Origin of the sequence: Polaromonas sp. YR568 (assembly GCF_943369415.1) — a bacterium.
Classification (GTDB): Bacteria; Pseudomonadota; Gammaproteobacteria; order Burkholderiales; family Burkholderiaceae_C; genus Polaromonas.
Map to the genome: position 1 here is coordinate 1 of NZ_CALRNF020000029.1, position 20,189 is coordinate 20,189.

At 65.9% G+C, this 20,189-nt stretch carries 27 protein-coding genes; 13 read left to right on the forward strand and 14 right to left on the reverse strand.

What is annotated here, in order from left to right; all coding sequences use genetic code 11:
- The 3 genes from glcF to ACLV74_RS17630 form a co-directional block, all read left to right on the forward strand.
- Window positions 1-1,140 (forward strand): glycolate oxidase subunit GlcF (gene glcF / locus ACLV74_RS17620; RefSeq protein WP_411880706.1); only part of this gene is annotated, 1,140 nt, incomplete at its 5' end.
- A gap of 185 nt (window positions 1,141-1,325) precedes the next feature.
- Window positions 1,326-1,700, forward strand: a complete 375-nt coding sequence (locus ACLV74_RS17625) for a VOC family protein (protein WP_411880707.1) — start codon at window positions 1,326-1,328, stop codon at window positions 1,698-1,700.
- Between the two features lie 6 nt (window positions 1,701-1,706).
- Window positions 1,707-2,156 (forward strand): EVE domain-containing protein, encoded by a 450-nt coding sequence (locus ACLV74_RS17630; RefSeq protein WP_411880708.1) that lies wholly within the window; start codon window positions 1,707-1,709, stop codon window positions 2,154-2,156.
- A 13-nt stretch (window positions 2,157-2,169) separates the two neighbouring features.
- Here the strand turns inward: ACLV74_RS17630 and ACLV74_RS17635 are convergent, their stop codons facing one another.
- A complete protein-coding gene (locus tag ACLV74_RS17635) occupies window positions 2,170-2,637 on the reverse strand; it encodes an Lrp/AsnC family transcriptional regulator (protein WP_411880709.1) in 468 nt (155 codons plus the stop codon).
- 146 nt (window positions 2,638-2,783) lie between these two features.
- Between ACLV74_RS17635 and ACLV74_RS17640 the strand changes: the two genes are divergently transcribed.
- Window positions 2,784-3,032 carry a DUF6356 family protein gene (locus ACLV74_RS17640; RefSeq protein ID WP_411880710.1) on the forward strand — a complete coding sequence of 83 codons (249 nt, stop codon included), beginning with the start codon at window positions 2,784-2,786 and terminating at the stop codon, window positions 3,030-3,032.
- A 15-nt stretch (window positions 3,033-3,047) separates the two neighbouring features.
- On the opposite strand, the gene ACLV74_RS17645 is transcribed toward ACLV74_RS17640, so the two are convergent.
- The 4 genes from ACLV74_RS17645 to ACLV74_RS17660 are packed head-to-tail and all read right to left on the reverse strand — an operon-like array spanning window position 3,048 to window position 5,263.
- On the reverse strand, window positions 3,048-3,581 hold the full coding sequence (locus ACLV74_RS17645) for an N-acetyltransferase family protein (protein WP_411880711.1): 534 nt from the start codon (window positions 3,579-3,581) through the stop codon (window positions 3,048-3,050).
- A gap of 45 nt (window positions 3,582-3,626) precedes the next feature.
- Window positions 3,627-4,205, reverse strand: coding sequence for a GNAT family N-acetyltransferase (locus tag ACLV74_RS17650; RefSeq protein WP_411880712.1), 579 nt, complete (start codon window positions 4,203-4,205; stop codon window positions 3,627-3,629).
- 59 nt (window positions 4,206-4,264) lie between these two features.
- Window positions 4,265-4,966 carry a penicillin-insensitive murein endopeptidase gene (locus ACLV74_RS17655; protein ID WP_411880713.1) on the reverse strand — a complete coding sequence of 234 codons (702 nt, stop codon included), beginning with the start codon at window positions 4,964-4,966 and terminating at the stop codon, window positions 4,265-4,267.
- On the reverse strand, window positions 4,967-5,263 hold the full coding sequence (locus tag ACLV74_RS17660; RefSeq protein WP_411880714.1) for a hypothetical protein: 297 nt from the start codon (window positions 5,261-5,263) through the stop codon (window positions 4,967-4,969).
- Between the two features lie 108 nt (window positions 5,264-5,371).
- Here ACLV74_RS17660 and ACLV74_RS17665 point away from each other — a divergent pair, with 108 nt between their 5' ends.
- Window positions 5,372-6,064 carry a helix-turn-helix transcriptional regulator gene (locus tag ACLV74_RS17665; RefSeq protein ID WP_411880715.1) on the forward strand — a complete coding sequence of 231 codons (693 nt, stop codon included), beginning with the start codon at window positions 5,372-5,374 and terminating at the stop codon, window positions 6,062-6,064.
- A 13-nt stretch (window positions 6,065-6,077) separates the two neighbouring features.
- On the opposite strand, the gene ACLV74_RS17670 is transcribed toward ACLV74_RS17665, so the two are convergent.
- Genes ACLV74_RS17670 through lplT form a run of 3 tightly spaced genes read right to left on the reverse strand, consistent with a single transcriptional unit; the run spans window position 6,078 to window position 8,813 of the window.
- Window positions 6,078-6,572, reverse strand: a complete 495-nt coding sequence (locus ACLV74_RS17670) for a glutathione peroxidase (RefSeq protein WP_411880716.1) — start codon at window positions 6,570-6,572, stop codon at window positions 6,078-6,080.
- A gap of 25 nt (window positions 6,573-6,597) precedes the next feature.
- Window positions 6,598-7,533 (reverse strand): DMT family transporter, encoded by a 936-nt coding sequence (locus tag ACLV74_RS17675; RefSeq protein ID WP_411880717.1) that lies wholly within the window; start codon window positions 7,531-7,533, stop codon window positions 6,598-6,600.
- Complete coding sequence (gene lplT / locus ACLV74_RS17680) at window positions 7,533-8,813, reverse strand: lysophospholipid transporter LplT (RefSeq protein WP_411880718.1); 1,281 nt, start codon at window positions 8,811-8,813, stop codon at window positions 7,533-7,535. The genes ACLV74_RS17675 and lplT overlap by 1 nt, the downstream gene beginning before the upstream one ends.
- A 189-nt stretch (window positions 8,814-9,002) precedes the next feature.
- On the opposite strand from lplT, the gene alr reads away from it, so the two are divergent.
- The 4 genes from alr to ACLV74_RS17700 are packed head-to-tail and all read left to right on the forward strand — an operon-like array spanning window position 9,003 to window position 11,872.
- Window positions 9,003-10,097, forward strand: a complete 1,095-nt coding sequence (gene alr, locus ACLV74_RS17685) for an alanine racemase (RefSeq protein WP_411880719.1) — start codon at window positions 9,003-9,005, stop codon at window positions 10,095-10,097.
- Window positions 10,094-10,897: a hypothetical protein gene (locus tag ACLV74_RS17690; protein ID WP_411880720.1), complete on the forward strand. Its 804-nt coding sequence runs from the start codon at window positions 10,094-10,096 to the stop codon at window positions 10,895-10,897. Before alr ends, ACLV74_RS17690 begins: the two co-directional genes overlap by 4 nt.
- A 38-nt stretch (window positions 10,898-10,935) precedes the next feature.
- The gene (locus tag ACLV74_RS17695) at window positions 10,936-11,397 is read left to right on the forward strand and encodes an RDD family protein (protein WP_411880721.1); all 462 of its coding nucleotides are present in this window, start codon (window positions 10,936-10,938) and stop codon (window positions 11,395-11,397) included.
- A 7-nt stretch (window positions 11,398-11,404) separates the two neighbouring features.
- Entirely contained in the window at window positions 11,405-11,872 is a 468-nt protein-coding gene (locus tag ACLV74_RS17700) for an N-acetyltransferase family protein (protein WP_411880722.1), read from the forward strand.
- Between the two features lie 16 nt (window positions 11,873-11,888).
- Here the strand turns inward: ACLV74_RS17700 and ACLV74_RS17705 are convergent, their stop codons facing one another.
- The 6 genes from ACLV74_RS17705 to ACLV74_RS17730 form a co-directional block, all read right to left on the reverse strand.
- Entirely contained in the window at window positions 11,889-12,782 is an 894-nt protein-coding gene (locus tag ACLV74_RS17705; RefSeq protein WP_411880723.1) for an NAD(P)-dependent oxidoreductase, read from the reverse strand.
- Window positions 12,783-12,825: 43 nt separating this feature from the next.
- Entirely contained in the window at window positions 12,826-13,263 is a 438-nt protein-coding gene (locus tag ACLV74_RS17710) for a type II toxin-antitoxin system VapC family toxin (protein WP_411880724.1), read from the reverse strand.
- Window positions 13,260-13,589 carry a FitA-like ribbon-helix-helix domain-containing protein gene (locus ACLV74_RS17715; RefSeq protein ID WP_411880725.1) on the reverse strand — a complete coding sequence of 110 codons (330 nt, stop codon included), beginning with the start codon at window positions 13,587-13,589 and terminating at the stop codon, window positions 13,260-13,262. Before ACLV74_RS17715 ends, ACLV74_RS17710 begins: the two co-directional genes overlap by 4 nt.
- A gap of 52 nt (window positions 13,590-13,641) precedes the next feature.
- Window positions 13,642-14,616: a 2-dehydropantoate 2-reductase gene (locus ACLV74_RS17720; RefSeq protein ID WP_411880726.1), complete on the reverse strand. Its 975-nt coding sequence runs from the start codon at window positions 14,614-14,616 to the stop codon at window positions 13,642-13,644.
- A 226-nt stretch (window positions 14,617-14,842) separates the two neighbouring features.
- On the reverse strand, window positions 14,843-15,829 hold the full coding sequence (locus ACLV74_RS17725; RefSeq protein ID WP_411880727.1) for a Bug family tripartite tricarboxylate transporter substrate binding protein: 987 nt from the start codon (window positions 15,827-15,829) through the stop codon (window positions 14,843-14,845).
- Between the two features lie 79 nt (window positions 15,830-15,908).
- The gene (locus ACLV74_RS17730) at window positions 15,909-16,310 is read right to left on the reverse strand and encodes a 5-carboxymethyl-2-hydroxymuconate isomerase (RefSeq protein ID WP_411880728.1); all 402 of its coding nucleotides are present in this window, start codon (window positions 16,308-16,310) and stop codon (window positions 15,909-15,911) included.
- A gap of 92 nt (window positions 16,311-16,402) precedes the next feature.
- Here ACLV74_RS17730 and radA point away from each other — a divergent pair, with 92 nt between their 5' ends.
- From radA to ACLV74_RS17750, 4 genes are all read left to right on the forward strand, one after another.
- Window positions 16,403-17,782, forward strand: a complete 1,380-nt coding sequence (radA, locus tag ACLV74_RS17735) for a DNA repair protein RadA (RefSeq protein ID WP_411880729.1) — start codon at window positions 16,403-16,405, stop codon at window positions 17,780-17,782.
- A 31-nt stretch (window positions 17,783-17,813) separates the two neighbouring features.
- Window positions 17,814-18,611, forward strand: a complete 798-nt coding sequence (locus ACLV74_RS17740; RefSeq protein ID WP_411880730.1) for a metallophosphoesterase family protein — start codon at window positions 17,814-17,816, stop codon at window positions 18,609-18,611.
- Window positions 18,612-18,678: 67 nt separating this feature from the next.
- Window positions 18,679-19,092 (forward strand): glycerate kinase, encoded by a 414-nt coding sequence (locus ACLV74_RS17745; protein ID WP_411880731.1) that lies wholly within the window; start codon window positions 18,679-18,681, stop codon window positions 19,090-19,092.
- Window positions 19,093-19,182: 90 nt separating this feature from the next.
- Window positions 19,183-20,121, forward strand: coding sequence for a branched-chain amino acid transaminase (locus ACLV74_RS17750; protein ID WP_411880732.1), 939 nt, complete (start codon window positions 19,183-19,185; stop codon window positions 20,119-20,121).
- Window positions 20,122-20,189 lie beyond the last annotated feature (68 nt).

Sequence of the window (20,189 nt, forward strand, 5' to 3'; positions counted from 1 at the left end):
TGCACCGCCACCTGCCCGACCTACCAGCTGCTGGGCGACGAGCTCGACGGACCGCGCGGGCGCATCTACCTGATCAAGCAGGTGCTCGAAGGCGAGGCGCCCACGCGCAAGACCCAGCTGCACCTGGACCGCTGCCTGACCTGCCGCAACTGCGAATCCACCTGCCCCAGCGGCGTCGAATACGGCCACCTGGTCGACATAGGCCGCAAGCTGGTCGACGAGCGCGTGCCGCGCCCGGCCGGTGAAACGGCGCTGCGCTGGGCGCTGAAGGAAGGCCTGCCATCGCCGCTGTTCGCCCCCGCCATGAAAGCCGGCCAGGCCGTGCGCGGCCTGTTGCCCGCGGCCCTCAAGAACAAGGTGCCGCCAAAGCAGGACGCGGGCGCCTGGCCCCAGCGCACGCACGCGCGCAAGATGCTGATGCTCGAAGGCTGTGTGCAGCCCGCCATGATGCCCAACATCAATGCCGCGACGGCGCGCGTGCTCGATGCGGCCGGCATCCAGACGCTGGTTGCGCCCAAGGCCGGCTGCTGCGGCGCCGTCAAGTTCCACCTCAACGACCAGGAAGGCGGCAAGGCCGAGATGCGGCGCAACATCGACGCCTGGTGGCCGCATGTGGCAGGCGAGGGTGGCGTGGAAGCCATCGTCATGAACGCCTCGGGCTGCGGCGTCACCGTCAAGGAATACGGCCACATACTCAAGGACGACCCGGCCTACGCCGCCAAGGCGGCCCGCATCAGCGAACTCACGCGCGACCTCAGCGAGCTGATGCCCGAGCTGGTCGGCGAGCTGCAGGGCAAGGTCGGCGCCAAGGCCGGCGCGCTGGTGTTCCACCCGCCCTGCACGCTGCAGCACGGCCAGCAGCTGCGCGGCGGGGTCGAGACACTGATGCATGCGCTGGGTTTCAAGGTGACGCTGGCCGGCGCCGAATCCCATTTGTGCTGCGGCTCGGCCGGAACCTATTCGGTGCTGCAGCCTGACATCGCCTACCAGCTGCGCGACCGCAAGCTGGGCAACCTGCAAGCCTCTGCGCCCGACACCATCATCTCGGCCAATATCGGCTGCATCACACATTTGCAAAGCGGCACGGCGACGCCGGTGCGGCATTGGGTGGAAGTGCTGGATGAAGCACTGACGCCCTGAAAGGAGGGAGCATCCCAGGCAAGCCGGGGCCGCGGAACCGGCTTTGCCGGGCCGCAGGCGCAGCGCCCCCTCGGGGGGCAGCGCATTACACGAAGTGAAAAGCGTGGGGGCCGACATCCTGCTGACATGACGTTGTCAGTAGCAGGTCTGCATCATCAAGGCTTCTTTCACACAAGGAGCCTTTCATGAAAAACGCCATCAGCTGGTTTGAAATCCCCAGCACCCAACTGGACAAAGCCCAGGCCTTTTACGAAACCGTGCTCGGCTGCAAGATGCGCCGCGAGGCCATGGGCCCGTCCGAAGGCGCGGTGTTTCCCTATGAAGCAGAGGAGGGCGTCGGTGGCGCGATCCTGGCTGGCCCCACAGCGCCGGCCCCGGCATCGGGTGGCACGCTGATCTATCTCGACGCCTCGCCTTCGCTCGACGCCGCCCTGGCACGCGCCCTCAAGGCCGGCGGCAAGGTCGCGTTGCCGCGCCAGGCGCTGCCGCCCGGCATGGGATTTTTTGCGCACATCACCGACCTGGACGGCAACCGCGTCGGCCTGCACGCACTGGCCTGAACCGCAATGGGCCGCAAGAACTGGATTGCCGTTGCCAGCGCAGAGCATGCGCGGCGTGGGTGTGAGAATCCGGCCACGGGTTACATGCAGGTGTGCCACGGCAAATGCGCGCCGCTCAAGCGCGTGTTGGCCGGGGACCGCGTGGCTTATTACTCATCCACGCTGGCCATGGGCGGCAAGGACAAACTCCAGCGCTTTGTCTCCATCGGCGTGGTGCAGCCCGGCGAGCCCTATGCCGTCGACATGGGCGGCGGTTTTGTGCCTTTCCGCCGCGACGTGGCTTATGTGGCCGCGCAGGAAGCGTCCATCCTGCCGCTGCTCGATGACTTCGAGTTTGTGGAGAACCGCCAGCGCTGGGGCTACAAGTTCCGTTTCGGCCTGTTTGAGATCAGCGACCATGACATGCGGCTGATCGCGCAAGCCATGCGGGCTGACGGCGCGCTGCTGGGGTTTTGAAGCGCCCGGCCCCTCAAGCCTGGAGCGCGTAATCCAGGGGCAGCGCGGTGGTGTGTTTGACCACCTCCATCACAAAGCCCGAACTCACGTCCTGCAGTTCGGCGACCTTGATCAGGCGCTTGTACACACTGTCATAACCGGCGATATCGGGCACCACGACCTTGAGCAGGTAGTCGATGTCGCCCGTCATGCGGTAGACCTCCACCACCTCGCGGATGGCCACGATGCCTTTGACGAAGCGCTGGGTCCACGCATCGTTGTGCGCGCTCGCGCGGATGCTCACGAAAGTGGTCAAGCCCAGATTGAGTTTGGCCGGGTCGCACAAGGTGACCTGCTGCTTGATGACGCCTTCGTCGCGCAGCTTCTGGATTCGCCGCCAGCAGGGTGTCGGCGAAAGGCTGACCGCCTGCGCCAGATCGTTCAGGCCCATCGAAGCATCGGCTTGCAACAGCTCCAGAATCAGAACGTCTTTTTTGTCCATATGGCCAGATTATTAGAAATTAATTCTAATTATGAGGGGATTCATAGCCGTATTTGCAAGTTATTTCTCGATCGGCAGGCCTATGATTCCGGCCAGGCATCAATGCAAGCGCGGCGCGCACACCCCGAAAACCTACGGATACGACCATGGAAAAAATTCTCCAGCTGTTCAAGGAACACCCTGACTCCGTGGGGGAGAGCTATTTCGAGCACATGTCCGCGTCTTTTTCATTTGCCGTGCCGCTGCTGTCGGCCGCCATCGCTGCGTTCATCCATGGCCTTTTCCCCTTTTTCTTCGTCAGGACGGGAAGCCGCATCGTCACGCGCCTGCATGAGCGCATGGTTCTTCATCGCGCCGGCAAGCAAGCCCAGCAAACCCAGCAAGCCCGGCAATAGCGGCGGACGCGCCCGTCAGGCCAGCTCGCGGCAGAACACCGTCGTGCCCACCAGCCCGCCGCGCGGCAGCAGCGCATAGCCGGGAATCACGCCCACACGTTGCCAGCCCAGACGCTGGTACAGGCGCTCGCCGCTGTCGCCGGTCACGGTGTCCAGCACCAGCAAGGTCTTGCCGCAATCGCGCGCCATGCTTTCAGCCGCGCGCATCAAGGCCTCGCCCATTCCCTGGCGGCGCACGCGGCGGTGCACCAGCATCTTGGCCAGGTCGGCTCGGTGGGGCTGGTTCTCGGGCTGGGCCAGCACCAGCTGCACCGTGCCGCAAATGCCCTGCGCGTCTTCGGCGACCAGCAGCGCGCGTTCACCCGCCGCAACGCCCTGGGCCACGCCGTGCCAGAACGCTTCGGCGTGCTCCCGTGAAAGCGGGTGCATAAAACTGACCGAGGCGTCGCCTTCGACGCAGTCGATGAGCACGCCGGCGAGTTCGGCGATCTGTGCATCGGTCACGGGTTGCAGGCGCCGCAGCGACCAGGGTGGGGTGTGTGTCGTCATGGTATTCAGGCGGGTTTGAAGAAAAAGTAGCAGGCCGTTGAATGCTCAAACCGGCTTGAGCCGCACAACAGGCCGCTGCGGCTTGCGTCGCGCCACCTCTTCAAAGCCGGCGTTGTCGTACATGGACTTGGCGCCGAACCACATGAAGTCGTCATGCGAGCGTCCGGGCTTGTCCACGGGGTAGGCCTCCAGCAGCGTCGCGCCCTGCTTTTTGGCATAGGCGATGGCCCCGTCCAGCAGCGCCCGCGCGACACCCTGGCCGCGATATTCCGAGGGCACGACAAAACAGATGATGGACCAGACGGGCAACTCGTCGACCGGCTTCATCACCGGTGAGCGTTTGAGTTTGGCGTAATCCTCACGCGGACCCAGCGACACCCAGCCGACCGGCACCTTGCCGCGATAGCCGATCAGGCCGGGCGGCGTATCACCATGGGTGAGTTTCTTGAGGTCGGCGCGATTGGCCTGCGCTGCCGTGGTGCCCGCGGGCAACGGCCCGCGCTCACCGCTTCGCCGGTAAAACATGCACCAGCAGCCGCGCGCGACCGAGCAGCCCTTGGCGTTGAACAGCGCTTCAAGATCGGGCCAGCGCTCGGGCGTGAGGGGGCGGACGGTGAGCTTCATGGGGGTGGGGGGGCGAACCGGTGTTGGCACTATAGCCAAAGCGCCGCTGCCCGCAAACACTAAGCTGCATTGGCTTTGCACGGGATGGCAAAGTCCACATGGTAGTGCTCGTCATGGCGAACCCAGGGCTTGCCCTTCATGAAGTTCAGGTTCTCTTTCAAGTAAGCACCGCGCGGCGTGGCGAACAGCCTGGGCAGGAAGGGCGCGTCAAAGATGACCAGGGCGATGCCGACACCGCGCGCTTTCGCGGCCACATGCAACTGGTACAGGTGTTCGGCAATGGCGGGGAAGTCGATGGCGTACTCGCCGTGCTTGGCGTCGGCGTTGAACTCAAGGTCGTAGCCGAAGCGGTTGCTGATGCTGCCCGGCAGCGCTGCGGACTTTCCCTGCGCATTGCGGACTGGCACAAAGAAGTCAACGGACAGGCCGTTCTGGTGCGTGCGATGCGGCCGGAAACGCCCGCCCGAAGGCCAGCCTGTCTCTCCGTACACATAGGTGGTGGAGGCGCTGGCGGTATACAGCGCCGCATAGGATGCGGCCATGATTTCCGCGACTTTGGCGTGCACATGCGTGCGGCCCGCCGTGGCCGCCAGGCTGCTGTAAGCCGAGAAGTTGGGGCCGCTGGTGGGCAGCTTGACGCTGCCTTCGATATGCCCCTTGCTGACCGTGCCGAAGCATTGGCTGTCGGCGACCGCGGTTTGCGCCGGCAGCGCCGCCAGTGCCGCCAGCGCAACGGCGATCAGTGAAACAAGCTTTTTCATCTATGGATTGCCAATTCCCAGCACCGCGTACATGACGCCAATGAACAGCATGGAGCACAGCGCCCAGAAAAGGCTGGACAAGAAAAGCCTTCGATGGACGTTGCCTTGTTCAGTAAAGAACTGTGGCGCAAAGGGCACCAGAAAGGCGAAAAAATTCGCTGCGAATTGGTGACGGCCACTGCGGTAGTGGCCGAGCATCGCAACGAAGTGATACATGCCACGGAGAAAGAAAAAGATGGCGGGCACGAACGCCGCGATGGCGAGGATTCCGCCCGAAATCATCAGATAGCGCTCCACCGGACCCTCCCATCGCTAATTGCTGCTTGCACTATAGCCGGGCATCCAGACGTTTGACTGACCCGCATGCGGTCTTCACCATCCATTGCCCCCTATCATTCACCCACCATGCGCCGCGCCGACCGCCTCTTCCATCTCGTCCAGCTGATACGCGGCCGGCGCCTGAGTACGGCGGAATTTCTCGCCAAGCGGCTCGGGGTATCCGAGCGCACGATTTACCGCGACGTGGCCGACCTGCAGCACCAGGGCGTGCCGATTGAGGGCGAGGCCGGCGTGGGTTACCGGCTGGGTGCGGGCTTTGACTTGCCGCCGCTGATGTTCACGCAAAAGGAAGCCAATGCGCTGGCGGCTTCGGTACGGCTGGCGCAGGCCTGGCTGGACCCGGCCATGGCCGGTGATGCGGAGGCGGCCTGGAGCAAGATTGTGTCGGTGCTGCCGCCGGCCGCGCGTGCGGCGGCAGAGGGCGTGCCTTTGTATGCGGTGGTGATCAATCCCGATGAGGCCACGCAGCGCAGCCTGCAGCTGCTGCGCGAGGCCGTGCATGCGCGTTGCAAGGTGGATGTGCGCTACCTCGATGGGGCGGGGCGCGAAAGCCGGCGCGTGCTCTGGCCGCTGGGTTGTTTTTACTGGGGCAGCGTGTGGACGCTGGGCGCCTGGTGTGAAGCCCGGCAGGACTTCCGCAGCTTTCGGGTGGACCGTATGGCCGAAGTGCAGGTGCTGGATGAGCGTGTGGGGCATGAGGCCGGCCGCACTTTGGCCGACTATTTGCGCTCGGTGAAGTCCCAGCCCAAGCCGGCCTGAGCCGCAATCAAGCTCAGGCGGCGAGCGCGGCTTCGATGTCTTTGCCAAGGTCAGCGGGCTTGTCGGAAGGCGCATAACGCCGGATGACTTTCCCGTCCTTGCCGACCAGGAACTTGGTGAAGTTCCATTTGATGGATTTGATGCCGAGCAGGCCGGGCGCTTCGGCCGACAGCCACTGGTACAGGGGGTGCGCGGCGGGACCGTTGACGTCGATCTTGGACATCATGGGAAAACTCACGCCGTAATTGACCTGGCAGAACTCGGCGATCTGGTCGTCGCTGCCGGGATCCTGCGAGAGGAACTGGTTGCTGGGGAAACCTACCACTGCAAGGCCCTTGCCGGCGTACTGCTTGTACAGCTCTTCGAGTCCGGCGAACTGCGGCGTGAAGCCGCATTTGCTGGCGGTGTTGACGATCAGCATGACCTTGCCCTTGAAGGCGTCCAGCGCGACGTCTTTGCCGGTGATGTCCTTGGCCTGGAAGTCGTAAACGGTTTTGCCTGCGCCCATGTGTGTCTCCTGGTTGAATGCTGTTTCAGTGCGATTCTGCGCCATTCGTTGCGCTTTGTGGCGACGCCGAGGGCGCCATGGCCGCCAGCACCGCGGCCAGCACAATCAGGGCCCCGCCCAACAGCACGCGCGGTGTCAGCTCGGCGGCGCCCAGCGCGGCCGAGGACAGGCTGGCGAACAAAATTTCGGTCAGCATCACGATGGCCGTGGTGGCGGAGGCCAGGCGCGCGGCGCCGTACTGAAGGCCGGCGTTGCTGGCCATAAAGGCCACCGCGAGCCCCAGCACGATGGGAATGCCTGCTGCAGCCAGCGCCGGCGCGGGCACGATGGCCTGCGACATGCCGGCCAGCGCGGCGCAGGCCGCCATCAGCCCGCTGCCGCCGAACATCGCGAGCATGCGCGATTCGCTGGGTGTGTGTTTGTATTTGCGCAGCACGCCATTGGTCACCGCGAAGCTGAAGCCGCCCATGATGGCCAGCCAGTCGGCGCCGCTTTGCGGCACGGGCCAGGGCGAGTCGGGCGACTTGAGGACCACCAGCACGCCGGCCATGGCCAGCAGCAGGCGCAGCAGCGAAGCCGCCGTGGGTTTTTCACCCAGCATGACCCAGGCCACCAGCACAGCCCAGGCGGGCATCAGGTAGAACAGCAGCACCACGCGCACCACGTCGCCCACGGTCACGGCCCAGTTGAAGCCGACGTTGGTGAGGCCCGAGGCCGCCGCCAGGAACCACAGCTGCGGATGCGCCAGGAAACCGCGCCAGGCTTGCGGGCGCAGGGTCAGCAGGCCGGCGACCACGACCGCATAGACCAGCGCCGTGGTCCACAGCGGGTGCAGGCCGTGGCCTTGCAGCTGGCGCAGCGGCCACCAGGACACGCCCCAGATAAAGGCATTCAGGGTCAAGGCGAGAACGGCTTTGGACGTGCCGCTGCGTGCGGCGGTCCCGGGAGCTTCGGCCAACATCAGTGCGAGTTATCGCTGCGGGCGATGCTCAGCAGGTGGTCGACCTGCTCTTTGTGTTTGACAAGGTTGCTTTTGTGCCAGCGCTGGATCAGCCACATGAAGCCGGCCACGACGATGCCGAAGGCGGTGATGGCGCCGAAGGCCGACAGCCCCATGCCGGTGGACAGGCTGTAGAAAGCGCCCAGGCTCAGGATGCAGGCCTGCTCGTTGAAGTTCTGCACCGCGATGGAGCGGCCGGCGCCCATGAGGTTGTGGCCGCGGTGCTGCAGCAGCGCGTTCATGGGCACCACCAGGAAGCCGCCCAGGCCGCCCAGCAAAATCAGGAAAGGCGCGGCCACCCAGACGTTGCCGATGAAGTTCATCAAAATCACCAGCACGCCCATGGCGATGCCCAGCGGCATCACGCTGGTGGCCTGGTCCAGGCGCATGCGCATGGAGGCCAGCACGGCGCCCACGGCCGTGCCGATGGCGACCACACCGACCAGCGAAGAGGCTTGCGTGGTGCTGTAGCCCAGCGCGGCGGCGCTCCAGGCCAGCACGATGTAGCGCAGGTTGCCCGACACGCCCCAGAACAGGGTGGTGGTGGACAGCGAAATCTGGCCCAGCTTGTCGCGCCACAAGGCCGAGTTGCAGTTCCAGAAGTCGGGCAGCAGTTCGAGCTTGTTGCGCGGCATGGGCCGCATCTCGACGCCGGTGTCGGGGATGCGGGTGTTGAACCAGGCGGCGATGATGTAGAGCAGGATCAGCACGGCAATCGCCGCTTCGGGCGCGCTGTCGATGCCGGTCTCGAAAACCGGGAAGTCGAAGGACAGCAGCAGGTTGGACACCGTGTGGCCGACCAGCTGGCCGCCCAGCAGCACACCCAGGATGATGGAGGAGATGGTCAGGCCTTCAATCCAGCCGTTGGCCTTGACCAGTTGCGAGGCCGGCAGCAGTTCGGTCAGGATGCCGTACTTGGCGGGAGAGTAGGCGGCGGCGCCCAGGCCGACGATGGCATAGGCCAGCAGCGGGTGCGAGCCGAACAGCATCATCAGGCAGCCTATCACCTTGATGGCGTTGCTCACGAACATGACGTTGCCCTTGGGCCGCGCATCGGCGAAAGCCCCCACAAAAGGCGCCAGCACGACGTAGAACAGCGCAAACATGGGCACCAGCGCCGCCGGCTGCCACTTGGGCGCGCCGCTGGTCTTGAGCAGCTCCACGGCGGCCACGAACAGCGCGTTATCAGCCAGCGAGCTGAAAAACTGGGCCGCCATGATGGTGTAGAAACCGCGCTTCATTAAACTGTTGTGGTCATTGCGGCACTGCATCAGCCGATCTGATGCGGCAAGATAAGGGTGAATGTCTCCGGACGATTCCGGTTTATAGCATGGGGGGCGGTGCCAGAATGCGGAAAGACCCTCGGATTGCCGCTCCAGTTCGCTGAATCCCCGCCCACCCGCCGCCACCCATCCAACCTTCAGAGCGCCATGCCACGTCCCATTCTCGCCACCATCCACAGCGCCGCGCTGGCCCACAACCTGGGCCGCGCGCGCGAGGCCGCGCCCGACGCCAAGGTCTGGGCCATCGTCAAGGCCAATGCTTACGGCCACGGCATCGAGCGTGTTTTCGACGCGCTGCGCAGCGCCGACGGCTTCGCCCTGATCGACCTGGCCGAGGCGCAGCGCCTGCGCGCGCTCGACTGGCGCGGCCCCATCCTGCTGCTCGAAGGCTGCTTCGACGCGCGCGACCTGGAGCTGTGCTCGCGCCTGGGCCTGTGGCACGCCATCCATTGCAACGAGCAGATCGACATGCTGGCCGCGCACAAGACGCAGCTGCCGCACCGCGTGTTCCTCAAGATGAACTCGGGCATGAACCGCCTGGGTTTCCAGCCCGAGCGTTTTCGCGCCGCCTGGACGCGCCTGAACGCGCTGCCGCAGGTCGAGGAGATCACGCTGATGACGCATTTCTCCGACGCCGACGGCCCCAAGGGCATCAATGCGGCGCTGCAGGCTTTCGAGGCCGTCACGCACGACCTGCCCGGCGAGCGCACCTTGAGCAACAGCGCCGCCACGCTGCGCCACGGCGCGCTGCTGGCCGGGCGCTCCGACTGGGTGCGGCCCGGCATCCTGGTCTATGGCAGCGCACCCGATTTCCCTGAAAACACGGCGGCCGGCTGGGGCTTGCAGCCGACGATGACGCTGTCGTCCAGAATCATCGGCGTGCAGGAACTCAAGGCCGGCGAGACGGTGGGCTACGGCTCCAGCTTCACGGCCGACGGCCCGCTGCGCATAGGCATCGTCGCCTGCGGTTATGCCGACGGCTACCCGCGCCACTGCAGCACCGGCACGCCCATGCTGGTGGACGGCGTGCGCACCCGCATGGTGGGCCGCGTCAGCATGGACATGATCACGGTAGACCTCACGCCCGTGCCCGGCGCCGGCATGGGCAGCGAGGTGACCTTGTGGGGCCGCTCAGCCAAGGGCGCGGAATTGCCCATCGACGAGGTGGCGCAGGCCGGCGCCACGGTGGGTTATGAATTGATGTGCGCGATTGCGCAGCGCGTGCCGGTGCAGGTCGAATGAAGAACCTCTCCAACTGGCGCTCGGTCCGCGTGCTCGAGGGCCGGCTGGAGCGCGAGCTGCGCCAGCGCCACAGCCTCCGGCTGCACGGCGCCTGTATCGGTTTTTTGACTTTGGGGATGATGTGGGCGGTGTCCCACCTGCAGATGGTGATGGGCGTGGACTCGCTGGCACTGCGTTACCTCGTCACCCTGGGCGCCGGTTACTTCGCCTACTTGCTGGTCCTGCGCGTATGGGCCGCCATGCTGGTGCACCGGCGCGCGGAGCCGGATTCAACCGATGGTGCTTGGGGCGATCTTGTGCCGGGCGACCTGTCTTCCGGGGGCGTGAGGCTGCCGTCCATGCAGTCAGGCGGTGGCGGCAACTTTGGCGGTGGCGGCGCGAGCGGCGATTTCGGCGGCGCGTCTGACGCGGGCAGCGCGCTGGGCGACGTGGCCGGCGGCGCGGTTGACGCTTTGGGCAGCGCCGACGAAGGCGCCGTGGTCGTCATTCCGGTTGTGGCGGTGTTCCTGATAGGCGCGGCGATTTTCTTTGGCGCGGGTTCCTTGCTGCTGCTTTTCTTCGGTTGGGAAGTACTGCTGACGGTGGCTGTTGAACTGGCTTTCTCGTATGTGTCCGCACGCGCCGCGGTGCGTGTGGCGCGCGAAGGCTGGGCCTCGGCCGCTGTGCGCCTGACCTGGAAGCCCATGCTGGGCGCGCTGGCGTGCGCGGTGCTGCTGGGCGCCACGATAGACCATTTCATTCCTGCGGCCAATTCGTTGCCGCAGGCCGTCAAGCTGATCGGCCACCAAGCCCGGCGTTGAGCCGGGGCGATGATTTTTCAAACACAAGGAGGTTTGCCATGGTGTCGCAAGAACTGGAATACGCGGGCTTCTGGATTCGCGTCTGGGCCTCCATCATCGACACGCTGCTGATCTGCGTGCTGGCCTACCCGCTGCTGACCGCGATCTACGGCGACGCCTACTGGGACAGCACGGACTTTGTCCACGGGCCCATGGATTTCCTGATTTCCTGGGTGCTGCCCGCCGCGGCGGTGATGGTGTTCTGGCTGACGCGGCAAGCCACGCCCGGGAAGATGGCGATTGCCGCGCGCATCGTGGATGCCAAAACCGGCGGCAAGCCCACGACCGGCCAGCTGCTGATCCGCTACCTCGGCTACTTTGTTTCCTCCATCCCCTTCGGCCTGGGCCTTTTCTGGGTGGCCTTTGATTCGCGCAAGCAGGGCTGGCACGACAAGATGGCCGGCACGGTGGTGGTGCGCAAAAAGGCCGGCAGCACGCGGCCCGTGGAATTTGAGGCTTGAGCCACCCATGAGCGCCACTCCACCCATCACCGTCCGTCCCGTCATGCCATCGGACTTCAAGGCTTGGCTTCCCCTCTGGGCCGGCTACAACGCCTTCTACGGCCGCTCCGGCCCCACGGCGCTGGCGGACGGGATCACCGCCATGACCTGGTCGCGCTTTTTTGATGCGTACGAACCGGTGCATGCGCTGGTCGCCGAATCCGGCGGCGAACTCGTGGGCCTCACGCACTACCTGTTTCACCGCAGCACGACGCGCATCGTTCCTGTTTGCTACCTGCAGGATTTGTTCACCGCCGAATCAGTGCGCGGCCGCGGCGTTGGCAAGGCCTTGATCGAGGCGGTCTATGCCAAGGCCAAAGAAGCAGGTTGCGACCGCGTGTACTGGCAAACCCACGAAACCAATGCCACGGCCATGCGGCTGTATGACCAGGTGGCGGATAAATCCGGTTTTGTGGTTTACGCCAGGCCGCTGTAACGCCGCGCGTTTTACGTCACTGCGGCGCGATTTTTGCGCCCGTGAGTTTTTCCTGTGCCTTCACCAGCGCCGGCACAAACTCCTTGCCGTGGCCCAGCGCGCTGGCCGTCACCAGGCTCTGGTGCACGGCTTCGCCGACGAAGGATGGCACCTTCACCATCTCGGCCAGGTGGGTGTAGTAGCGCAGGTCCTTGCGCGCATTGTCGAGCTCGAACTTGATGCCGGCGAAGTCGCCGCCCAGGGTCTTGGCCATGGCCTGGAACAGGCCCGAGTTCACCGCGCCGGCCGACACCACGTCGACCAGCTTTTGCGGTTCAATGCCGGCCAGCGCGCCGACGGCGAAGGCTTCGGCCGTGGCCGTGCAGATGGCCTGGCCGATGAAGTTGTTGAGCAGCTTGACGACGTGGCCGGCGCTGGGGCCGCCGACGTGGAAGATGTTTTCGCAATAGGCCGCCAGCACCGGGCGGATCCTGTCGAACACCGCCTGCTCGGCGCCCACCATGGTGTTGAGCTTGCCGAGTTCGGCCTCCACCGGCGTGCGCGCCAGCGGCGCGTCGACCAGCGTGGCGCCGCGTTCGGCGCACAGGGCGGCCAGGCGGCGCGTGGATTCGGGCTCGCTGGTCGAGGTGTCGATCACGACCAGGCCGGCTTTGGCCTTGGAGAGCACGCCATTCGGGCCCAGCAGCGACTCCTCGACCTGTGGTGAGCCGGTCACGCAGATCACCACGGCATCGCAGGCGCCGAGTTCGGCGGGATTCGCCGCCTGTTTCGCGCCGGCGGCCAGCAGGTCGGCCACGCGCTCGGTGTTGCGGTGCACGGTCAGGCTGAGGTCAAAACCCTTGGCGAGGAGGTTGCGCGCGATGCCGTGGCCCATCAGGCCCGATGCGCCTATGACGCCTACGTGTTTCATGTGTGTCTCTCTCTTGGTGGTGTGCTGAGGGTGGATGGACGTATCAGGACAGGCTGGCCAGATGGGTTGTGGCGGCGGCGGCAAGCTTGCCGTCGAAAGTGGCCAGCGGGCATTTGAGTTCGGCTGCCAGCCAGAGGTAGGCGGCGTCGTAGGCCGACAGTTGATAGCGCAGCGCCAGTTCGGCCACGGCCACCGGGTCGACCGGGTGCAAATCAATGGCCATCTCGCTGGCTTCCACCAGGCCACTCAAAGCGTGGGGTTCGCCGCGCCGGCTTTTTTTGACCGCCACACTGGCAATCTCGCAATGAAAAATGTGGGGTGCGTGCAGCGTGCGGCCATCGATGCTCTGGCGAGCCTGCTCCTGCCATTCTTCCGCGAAAACAACGCCGGCCACGGTGCTGCAATCGACCACCAGCGGCGGGCGTGAAAGATAGTGCGCCGGTGGTTCGGCCACATGCAGGGTGCGCTGCGAGCCGCTCACCGGCTGTCCCTGTCCTGGCGAATGATGTCAATGCTGGAGAGCTGGCCGGCTACCGGCTCGGGAAATTTCTCTCGCATGGAAGCAACGACTTCTTCGGGCGTCTTCCAGCCTTGCCGCACGATGGGCCAGCCGCGCTGGTCATAAGCGACGATGCGCGGCCGGCCGCGTTCGCCGGGCGCTTCAGCTTGCTGAGCGGAGTCTTCGGTCACAGCTTGCTCCACCATGGCCATGAGCTCCCCCTGGAGAGACCGGTGATGGCGGGCAGCCCGCAGGCGCAAGGCTTGCGCCCAATCCTCGGGGACGTCTTTAATCGACAGATTTGGCATGTTTGGCTCCAAAGCAGAACTGGTTCCAGTTTGGCGCCGCTATGGCTCTTTGTCAATAAAGACCGCGTACTTTGGCGTGGAGCCTCGCCAAGCCCAGCAGCGCATCGGTGCCGGGCGTGGGCACGCCGGTCAGCTGGCCGAGCTCGCGCACGGCCGACACCAGTGCGTCGAGCTCCACCGCCTTGCCGGCTTCCACGTCCTGCAGCATGGAAGTCTTGAAGGCGCCCAGCTTGAGCGTGATCGCGTGGCGGTCTTCGGGGCGCTGGTCTATCGTGATGCCGATGCGCGCGCCTATCTCCTTGGCTTCGAGCATGACACTGGAGATAAAGCCGCGCACCAGATCGTCGCCCATGATGAGGTCGGTGGTGGCGCCGGTCAGCGCGCTGATGGGGTTGACCGTCATGTTGCCCCAGAGCTTGAACCAGATGTCTTTCTGGATCTGCCCGGACAGCACCGTCTCGAAGCCGGCTTTTTCGAGCAGCGCGGCGAGTTGCTGCACACGGGCCGTCTTGCCGCCCGAAGGCTCGCCGATGATGAGCTTGTTGCCGAAGTGGTGGTGCACCTGGCCGGGCTCGTCGAGCGAGCAGCTCACGTGCACCACGCAGCCGACGATGTGCTGCGCCGGGATGGCCTGGGCCAACTCACCGCTGGGGTCGACCGAACTCAGGCGCTGGCCGGCCAGCGCACCGCCGAAACCCTGCAAAAACCACCAAGGCACGCCGTTCATGGCCGTCAGCACCAGGGTGTCCGGGCCCAGCAGCGGCGCGATGTGGCGCGCGACCTCGGGCAGCGAAGGCGCCTTGACGGCCAGCACCACCACGTCCTGCACGCCGAGATCGGCCGGCACGGCGCTGGAGGCCACCGCCTGCGCCGTGACCTTGCCGCCCTGGTTTAATCTGAGGCCGTGCATCTGCAAGGCCTGCAGCGTGGCGCCGCGCGCCACCACGCTGACGCTGCAGCCGGCACGCGCCAGCCCGCTGCCTATCCATCCGCCTATGGCGCCCGCGCCGTAAATGCACACTTTCATCGTTTCATGCCTCTATGTCCAAATCCCAAAAGCGAAAAGCCAGCCGGGGCCGCGGAACCGGCTTTGCCGGGCCGCAGGCGCAGCGCCCCGAGGGGCTGAAGCCCGCGGCTCCAAGCGTGCCTGCGCAGGCTTGGACGGGCGACAGAGGCGAAGCGTCTCGCAAGCCGCGGCCTGCAAGGCCTCGCGCATTACACGCAGCCGAAGGCGAAGTGAAAAGCGTGGGGGCTCAACCCTCTGGCGTGAAGCCAACGGCCTTGACCAATGGGCCCCACAGTTCCGTGTCGGCCTTGAGCATCGCGGCCAGCTGCGCCGGCGAGGTCGGCGCGACTTCCAGGTAAGACACCGCCAGCCCGTCGATCACCTCCTGCGAGGCCAGCGCGCTGCGTATGCTGGCATTGAGCCGCTGCACCACGTCCTGCGGCGCCTTGGCGGGCAGGAAGAAGCCGAACCATTCGGTGAAGGCCATGTCCTTGAAGCCTTGCTCCACCAGCGTGGGCGTGTTGGGCGTGAAGCGGCTGCGCCTGGGACCGCTGGTCGACAGCAAACGGCATTTGCCGGCTGCCACGTGCTGGGTGAATTCGCCGGTGGGGCCGGACACGGCGGCGATCTGCCCGCCAATCATGTCCAGCACCGCGGGCTGGGTGCCGCGGAAGGCGACGTGGCGCAGGTCCACGTTGCCGGCGCGGCCCAGCAGCGCGCCTATGAAGTGCGGCGAGGAGCCGGCCGCCGGCGAGCCGAAGTTGGCCTGGCCGGGGTTGGCCTTGCACCAGGCGAGGAAGTCGGGCACGTTCTTCACGCTGGCCGGCACCATGGGGCCGACGGCAAAGCCGTAGTCAAAAATCGCCGCAGCCGAGACCGGCGTCAGGTCGGCCACCGGGTCGTAGGGCAGCTTCTTGTAGGTGTGGGGGTAGATACCCAGCATGGACATGGGCGTGAGCAGCACCGTCGCGCCGTCGGGCGCGGCGGTCTTGACGAACTGCACGGCGATCTGGCCGCCCGCGCCGGTCTTGTTTTCGACCACGGCGCTTTTGGCATAGCCGGGGTGCAGCTTGTCGGCCACGCGGCGCGAGACGATGTCGGCAGTGCCGCCGGGCGCGAAGCCGGCGATCACCTTGGTGCTGTCAAGGGCCTGGGCCCAGGCTTGCCGGCCTATGCCGGCGAGCAGGGCGGCGGCGCCGGAAGACTGGATGAGTTGGCGGCGGGAGATGTCCATGGTGTGTCCTCGAGAAGGCGATGGGGGAAGGCAAAAAGCTATTGTCTGTGCAAGCGCGTGTTTGTGCACGCCATGGTATTCAGCTGAGGTGAGCGGCCAGGGTGTTGCGCTTGCCTTCGTAGGCGGGCGCGGCCTCGTCGATGTGCAGCGTCATGCCGACGGCATGCTGCGCGAACACCGCTTCCAGGTGCGTGTTGGCGGCGGCCAGCAGGGCGTCGCCGGCGCGCTTTTTGAGCGCCTCGCTGCGGCCGGGGTTGATGAGCAGGTTCAGGTAGATAAAAGCCCGGCCGGGCTTTCCGTCGGCCACCGCGAAATGCGGCGCCGGCCAGGCCATGACGCGGGTGCCGGCGACCGGAAATAGCGGGGAGGCGCCGTCTTCGCCGCGCAGCGCCACCAGGGTCGCGGCCAGGGTGTTGCAGAGCCCGCCCATGTCGGTGAGGGCGTCGAGGTTGGAGGTGTATTGAATGTTCAGGTGCGGCATGGCAAGGTGCGGGTGTGGATGGCGGTGGAACGGCGGAGTTCGCCATCATGACGAAAACCCAAAGACTGGTTATTTGTACAGTAACATCACGCATGGCCAAAGACAAAACGATTTACACCTGCACCGAATGCGGCGGCACCAGCCCCAAATGGCTGGGCAAATGCCCGCATTGCAACGCCTGGAACACGCTGATCGAATCGGCCGCCGAAAGCAGCGCGCCGGTCAAGAACCGCTACAGCAGCCAGTTCCAGTCGCTGGCCAAGGCCTCCGACGTGACCGCGCTGGCCGACATCGAGGCCACCGACATGGAGCGCACGCCCACCGGCCATGAGGAGCTGGACCGCGTGCTGGGCGGCGGCATCGTCGAGGGCGGCGTGGTGCTGATAGGCGGCGACCCGGGCATCGGCAAATCGACGCTGCTGCTGCAGGCGCTGGATTCGCTGCAGCGCGCCGGGCTCAACACCCTTTATGTGACCGGTGAAGAGAGCGGCGCGCAGGTCGCGCTGCGCTCGCGCCGGCTGGGGCTGGACGGCTCGCAGGTCAAGGTGCTGGCCGAAATCCAGCTTGAAAAAATCCTCGCCACGCTGGAAGCCACGCAACCGGCCATCGCTGTCATCGACTCCATCCAGACGGTGTATTCCGACCAGCTGACCTCGGCCCCCGGCTCGGTTGCGCAGGTGCGCGAATGCGCGGCGCACCTGACGCGCGCGGCCAAGTCCAGCGGCGTGTGCATCGTGCTGGTGGGCCATGTGACCAAAGAGGGCGCGCTGGCCGGCCCGCGCGTGCTTGAGCACATGGTGGACACCGTGCTGTACTTTGAAGGCGACACGCATTCGAGCTTTCGCCTGGTGCGCGCCATCAAGAACCGCTTCGGCGCGGTCAACGAGATCGGCGTGTTCGCGATGACGGAAAAAGGCCTCAAGGGCGTGGCCAATCCCAGCGCCATCTTTTTGAGCCAGCACAGCGAGCCGGTGCCCGGCAGCTGCGTGCTGGTGACGCTGGAAGGCACGCGCCCCATGCTGGTCGAAATCCAGGCGCTGGTCGACAACGGCGGGCCCAGCCCGCGCCGCCTCTCGGTGGGCCTGGACCGGGACCGCCTGGCCATGCTGCTGGCCGTGCTGCACCGCCACGCCGGCGTGGCCTGCATGGACCAGGACGTGTTCGTCAACGCGGTGGGCGGCGTGCGCATCAGCGAACCGGCCGCCGACCTGGCCGTGATGCTGGCCATCACCTCGTCGCTGCGCGGCAAGCCGCTGCCCAAGGGTTTTATCGCCTTCGGCGAAGTCGGCCTGGCCGGCGAAGTGCGCCCGGCGCCGCGCGGCCAGGAGCGCCTGAAGGAAGCCGCCAAGCTGGGCTTCAGCGTGGCGGTGGTGCCCAAGGCCAACGCGCCCAAAAAGCCGATTGAAGGCCTGACCATCCACGCGGTGGAACGGGTGGAAGAGGCAATGAACGTGGTGCGCGGCCTGGGCTGATCGCTGCCAGAATACGCGTGAGGGCCATGCCATGAAACTCGCCGCCATCTCCGACATCCACGGCAACCTGCCGGCCCTTGAGGCCGTGCTGGCCGACATCGCGCGGAAAGGCGTGGACCAGGTCGTGAACCTGGGCGACATCCTGAGCGGGCCGTTGCAGCCGGCCGAAACGACGGACCTGCTGATGGTGTGCAACTTCACCACGATTCGCGGCAACCATGAGCGCCAGGTGCTGGAGCTGATCGACCAGGGCCAGTACCTCGACCCGCTGGGCTCCGACGGCTACACGGCCGCCCAGTTGACTTCCGTGCACCTGGACTGGATACGCTCGCTACCCGCCAGCCTGGCGCTGGCCGGCGGCGACGTTCTGCTGTGCCACGGCACGCCCGCCAGCGACCTGATCTATTGGCTGGAAACCACGGTTCCGGGTTTTACCGGTGGCGGCGCGGGCCACGCCACCGGCATAAGCCCGGCCACGGCCGGCGAAGTGCGGGAGCGCCTGGGCGCCACAGCGCAAGCCGGGCATTCGCTGGTTCTGTGCGGCCACACCCATGTGCCGCGCTTGGTGCAGTGCGGCGACGTGCTGGTCGTCAACCCCGGCAGCGTCGGCCTGCAGGCCTATGACGACGCGCACCCGCATCCCCACGTGGTGGAAAACGGCGCGCCGCACGCGCGCTACGCCATCCTGGAAAAGGGCGCCCAGGGCTGGCGCGTGGACCTGCGCGCCGTGCCCTACGACCACATGGCGCAATCACGGGTGGCGGCGGGCCGCGGGCGTGCCGACTGGGCGCATGCGCTCGCCACGGGCTGGGCGGCACGGGCGGCCTGAGCCGGCCTGAACCGGCCTACGCACTCCCCGCAGTCCGGCCGGCCGCCGGGCCTGCGAAAATAGCGCCATGAACTTCCAGAAAATCCTCGTTCCCCTGGCCGGCATCGCCATCGTCGTGCTGGCCTATCGCGCCTACGGCTGGGCCGGCGTCGCCGCGGTCGCCACCGGCCTGGTCATGTGGGTACTGCTGCATTTCACCCGCATGATGCAGGTCCTCAAACGCGCGGCCAACCGGCCTATCGGCTATGTCGACAGCGCGGTCATGCTCAATGCCAAGCTCAAGCCCGGCATGACGATGCTGCACGTGGTGGCCATGACGCGGGCCCTGGGCGAGCGCCTGTCCGACAAGGATGAGCAGCCCGAGATCTTCCGCTGGGGCGACGCCGGGCTGTCGCATGTCACCTGCACCTTTGTGGGCGGCAAACTGACCCACCATGAGCTTTTCAGGCCCGCGCAGGACGCGGCGCCGCCCGCCCCGTAAAATCCATCATTCAGGTTTTCCGGGCGGCGCCCCGCGCCGCGCCCATGACCTGCTTACCCGCATCACCCCACTCAGAACAAGGATCCCATCATGTCCCCAGTAGCACCCTCCATGGCAGACCGCGACGGCAAAATCTGGATGGACGGCCAGATGGTCGACTGGCGCGACGCCAAGATCCACGTGCTGAGCCACACCCTGCACTACGGTTGCGGCGCCTTCGAAGGCGTGCGTGCCTACAACGCCACCGGCGGCACGGCGATTTTCCGGCTTGAAGAGCACACCGAACGCCTCTTCAACAGCGCCAAGATCCTGCGCATGAAGATTCCCTTCACCCAGGACGAAGTCAACGAAGCGACGAAAGCCGTCGTGCGCGACAACAAGCTTGAGTCCTGCTACATCCGCCCGCTGACCTGGATCGGTTCGCAGAAACTGGGCGTCAGCCCCAAGGGCAACCAGATCCACCTGATGGTCGCGGCCTGGCCGTGGGGCGCCTACCTCGGTGAAGAAGGCATGAAGCGCGGCATCCGCGTCAAGACCTCCAGCTACACGCGCCACCACGTCAACATCACCATGACGCAGGCCAAGGCGGTGAGCAACTACACCAACTCCATCCTGGCCAACATGGAAGCGCTGGACGACGGCTACGACGAGGCCCTGCTGCTCGACGCCTCGGGTTTCGTCAGCGAAGGCGCGGGCGAGAACATCTTCGTGGTCAAGGGCGGCGTGGTCTACACGCCCGACCTCTCGGCCGGCGCGCTCAACGGCATCACGCGCAACACCATCCTGCACATCTGCAAGGACCTGGGCCTGGAGCTGGTGCAAAAGCGCATCACGCGCGACGAGGTGTATATCTCCGACGAAGCCTTCTTCACCGGCACGGCGGCTGAAGTCACGCCGATTCGCGAACTCGACCGCATCGAAATCGGCGCCGGCTCGCGCGGCCCCATCACCGAAAAAATCCAGAGCGCCTTCTTTGACATCGTCAACGGCCGCAATCCGAAATACGCCCACTGGCTGGCGAAGGTATGAGGCCCCCACGCTTGTCACTGCGTGTACTGCGCTGCCCCCCGAGGGGGCGCTGCGCCTGCGGCCCGGCA

Coding starts and splice junctions, on each gene's coding strand:
- ACLV74_RS17625 (WP_411880707.1), top strand. CDS start 1,326: ATGAAAAACGCCATCAGCTGGTTTGAAATCCCCAGCACCCAACTGGAC.
- ACLV74_RS17630 (WP_411880708.1), top strand. CDS start 1,707: ATGGGCCGCAAGAACTGGATTGCCGTTGCCAGCGCAGAGCATGCGCGG.
- ACLV74_RS17635 (WP_411880709.1), bottom strand. CDS start 2,637: ATGGACAAAAAAGACGTTCTGATTCTGGAGCTGTTGCAAGCCGATGCT.
- ACLV74_RS17640 (WP_411880710.1), top strand. CDS start 2,784: ATGGAAAAAATTCTCCAGCTGTTCAAGGAACACCCTGACTCCGTGGGG.
- ACLV74_RS17645 (WP_411880711.1), bottom strand. CDS start 3,581: ATGACGACACACACCCCACCCTGGTCGCTGCGGCGCCTGCAACCCGTG.
- ACLV74_RS17650 (WP_411880712.1), bottom strand. CDS start 4,205: ATGAAGCTCACCGTCCGCCCCCTCACGCCCGAGCGCTGGCCCGATCTT.
- ACLV74_RS17655 (WP_411880713.1), bottom strand. CDS start 4,966: ATGAAAAAGCTTGTTTCACTGATCGCCGTTGCGCTGGCGGCACTGGCG.
- ACLV74_RS17665 (WP_411880715.1), top strand. CDS start 5,372: ATGCGCCGCGCCGACCGCCTCTTCCATCTCGTCCAGCTGATACGCGGC.
- ACLV74_RS17670 (WP_411880716.1), bottom strand. CDS start 6,572: ATGGGCGCAGGCAAAACCGTTTACGACTTCCAGGCCAAGGACATCACC.
- ACLV74_RS17675 (WP_411880717.1), bottom strand. CDS start 7,533: ATGTTGGCCGAAGCTCCCGGGACCGCCGCACGCAGCGGCACGTCCAAA.
- lplT (WP_411880718.1), bottom strand. CDS start 8,813: ATGAAGCGCGGTTTCTACACCATCATGGCGGCCCAGTTTTTCAGCTCG.
- alr (WP_411880719.1), top strand. CDS start 9,003: ATGCCACGTCCCATTCTCGCCACCATCCACAGCGCCGCGCTGGCCCAC.
- ACLV74_RS17690 (WP_411880720.1), top strand. CDS start 10,094: ATGAAGAACCTCTCCAACTGGCGCTCGGTCCGCGTGCTCGAGGGCCGG.
- ACLV74_RS17695 (WP_411880721.1), top strand. CDS start 10,936: ATGGTGTCGCAAGAACTGGAATACGCGGGCTTCTGGATTCGCGTCTGG.
- ACLV74_RS17700 (WP_411880722.1), top strand. CDS start 11,405: ATGAGCGCCACTCCACCCATCACCGTCCGTCCCGTCATGCCATCGGAC.
- ACLV74_RS17705 (WP_411880723.1), bottom strand. CDS start 12,782: ATGAAACACGTAGGCGTCATAGGCGCATCGGGCCTGATGGGCCACGGC.
- ACLV74_RS17715 (WP_411880725.1), bottom strand. CDS start 13,589: ATGCCAAATCTGTCGATTAAAGACGTCCCCGAGGATTGGGCGCAAGCC.
- ACLV74_RS17720 (WP_411880726.1), bottom strand. CDS start 14,616: ATGAAAGTGTGCATTTACGGCGCGGGCGCCATAGGCGGATGGATAGGC.
- ACLV74_RS17725 (WP_411880727.1), bottom strand. CDS start 15,829: ATGGACATCTCCCGCCGCCAACTCATCCAGTCTTCCGGCGCCGCCGCC.
- ACLV74_RS17730 (WP_411880728.1), bottom strand. CDS start 16,310: ATGCCGCACCTGAACATTCAATACACCTCCAACCTCGACGCCCTCACC.
- radA (WP_411880729.1), top strand. CDS start 16,403: ATGGCCAAAGACAAAACGATTTACACCTGCACCGAATGCGGCGGCACC.
- ACLV74_RS17740 (WP_411880730.1), top strand. CDS start 17,814: ATGAAACTCGCCGCCATCTCCGACATCCACGGCAACCTGCCGGCCCTT.
- ACLV74_RS17745 (WP_411880731.1), top strand. CDS start 18,679: ATGAACTTCCAGAAAATCCTCGTTCCCCTGGCCGGCATCGCCATCGTC.
- ACLV74_RS17750 (WP_411880732.1), top strand. CDS start 19,183: ATGTCCCCAGTAGCACCCTCCATGGCAGACCGCGACGGCAAAATCTGG.